Genomic DNA, 2,264 nt, shown 5'->3' on the forward strand with positions numbered 1-2,264 from the left:
GTGCGGGGGCTGGTGATCCGGACGGGGCGGGGGCTCCTGCGGGTCGCGTTCCGGCGGGCCGCGACGAGCCTTGCCCTTGACGGGGTGTGAGAAGTGAGGTGCGCCCCCGGCAGGACTCGAACCTGCGGCCAAGCGCTTAGAAGGCGCCTGCTCTATCCACTGAGCTACGGGGGCCGGGTGGTCGGCGGTGTGCCGGGACCGGGTGGGGCCGTCGGGACGTTGCCGGGGACAAGGATAGGGCTCCCGGCTCCTTGTCCTGGTTGCTTCCCCTCCGTGGCTCGATGTGGAGGTTCGGTGAAGCGGTCCTGATAATCGCAGGCAGGTGCGAATCGTGCACCGTTTTTGGGGGTCCTGAGCGCCGGGTGTTGTGCACTCGTTATGCCTGGGGTGCGCTCTTGTCCCGCTCGTCCCTTCCGTCCCCTGTGTCCAGTCGGCGCGCAGACATCCCTATGTGCTTCAGAAATCACCTGAAATTGGGCATTCTTCGCATGTGGTGACCTTGGACGTACGGCCTCAGCTGCTCGACGCACTCTCCGCCCTGCGCGACCGTGTCGCCGCCGCACGCTTCCCGCTGCCCCTGGCGGGGGCGCCACGCGCGCGTGNNGGCGCCGGCAAGTCCACCCTCGTCAACTCCCTGGTCGGACACCGCGTCAGCGAGGCGGGGGTGCTGCGGCCGACCACCCGTACCCCCGTACTCGTCTGCCACCCCGAGGACCATCACTGGTTCAGCGGCATGCGCGTACTGCCCGGCCTCACGCGCGCGTGGGTACCCCATCAGGAACCCGCCGACGACCTCCTCCTGCCCGGCGAGGACGGCCGGCACGTCCTGCGCGTCGAGACCGCCGACACCCTCCCGGCCGGCCTCGCCCTCCTCGACGCCCCCGACATCGACTCCCTGGTGGCCGAGAACCGCACCCTCGCGGCCCAGCTGATCTGCGCCGCCGACGTCTGGATCATGGTCACCACCGCCGCCCGCTACGCCGACGCCGTCCCCTGGCACCTGCTGCGCACGGCCAAGGAGTACGACGCGACCCTGGTGACCGTCCTCGACCGCGTCCCCCACCAGGTCGTCTCCGAGGTCTCCCGCCAGTACGGCGCCCTCCTCGCCAAGGCCGGGCTCGGCGAGGTGCCGCGCTTCACCGTCCCCGAACTCCCCGAGTCCGCCTGGGGCGGCGGCCTCCTGCCCGCCACCGCCGTCGCGCCCCTGCGCACCTGGCTCGTCCACCACGCGCAGGACCCCGGCGCCCGCCACCGCGCGCTGGCCCGCACCGCGCACGGCGTCCTCGACTCCCTCAAGTCCCGCATGCCGGAACTCGCGGGCGCCGCCGCCGCCCAGTACGCCGCCGCGCTGCGCCTGACCGCCGCCGTCGACAACGCCTACGACACCGAGTACGCGCGCGTACGCGGGCGCCTCCAGAGCGGCGCGGTGCTCGCAGGAGACGCTCTCAAACGCTGGCGGGCCTTCCCCCTCGACTGCACCCCCGCGGAGCTCCTGGACGCCCTTGTGGAGTCCCTGGCGGCCCTCCTGCTGTGCGCCGTCACCGCCGCCGACGAACGCGTCGCCGACGCCTGGCGCCGCGAACCCGCCGCCGGGCACCTCGACGACCGCGACCCCGACCTGGAGAGCGCCGAACACCGCATCGGCCTCGCCGTACGGCGCTGGCGGCGCGAACTGGAGGAGTACGCCGAGGACGAGGTCCGCGACCTCGACCGGGGCTCGGCGCCCGACCCCGAGTCCGTCGCCGCCCTCGTCGCCACCGCCCTCCTCGGCGGCCGGCGCGCGCGCTCCGCGGGCGAGGGGCTCGCCGAACGCCTCGGCGCCCACGGGGCGCTGCGCCTGCGCGACCGGGGAGGCCGCCTCCTCACCGCCCACCTCGACCGGGTCGTCACCACCGAACGCGAACGCCGCCTCGCCCCCCTCGACGGGCTCGACGTCCACGCCGAACCGCAGGCCGAACTGATCGCCGCGCTGTCCGTACTGCAGAAGGAGAGGTGACGGATGACCGCCGTCACGGACCATCAGGAACACGAGCAGGGGCCCACGGGTACGGACGAGGCTCCGGAGGACCTCGGGAACGGGGGTCCCGTGAACGAAATTGTCGCGAACGACGCCCCTGAGGAGGCCGATGACAGAAACGGCGTCCCTGAGAACAGCCTCCTCAAGGACGACGATTCGCCCAAGGCCGCACCCCCCGCCGACCCCGACGCCATCTCCTGGGACGACGGCCTCATCGCCCGCCGCGTCACCCCGGGCGACCCCGAAC

General features: G+C 73.0%; 1 tRNA gene and 2 pseudogenes. 2 read left to right on the forward strand and 1 reads right to left on the reverse strand.

What is annotated here, in order from left to right:
* Window positions 1-101 precede the first annotated feature (101 nt).
* Window positions 102-174: transfer RNA gene (locus AOK24_RS23745), tRNA-Arg, on the reverse strand.
* 430 nt (window positions 175-604) lie between these two features.
* Between AOK24_RS23745 and AOK24_RS23750 the strand changes: the two are divergent.
* Window positions 605-1,996 (forward strand): annotated as a pseudogene (locus AOK24_RS23750) (ATP-binding protein); the annotation flags it as partial.
* Window positions 1,997-1,999: 3 nt separating this feature from the next.
* Window positions 2,000-2,264: pseudogene (locus AOK24_RS23755) on the forward strand (hypothetical protein); the annotation flags it as partial.

It is taken from the genome of Streptomyces niveiscabiei, assembly GCF_001419795.1.
GTDB classification, from domain to species: Bacteria; Actinomycetota; Actinomycetes; order Streptomycetales; family Streptomycetaceae; genus Streptomyces; species Streptomyces niveiscabiei.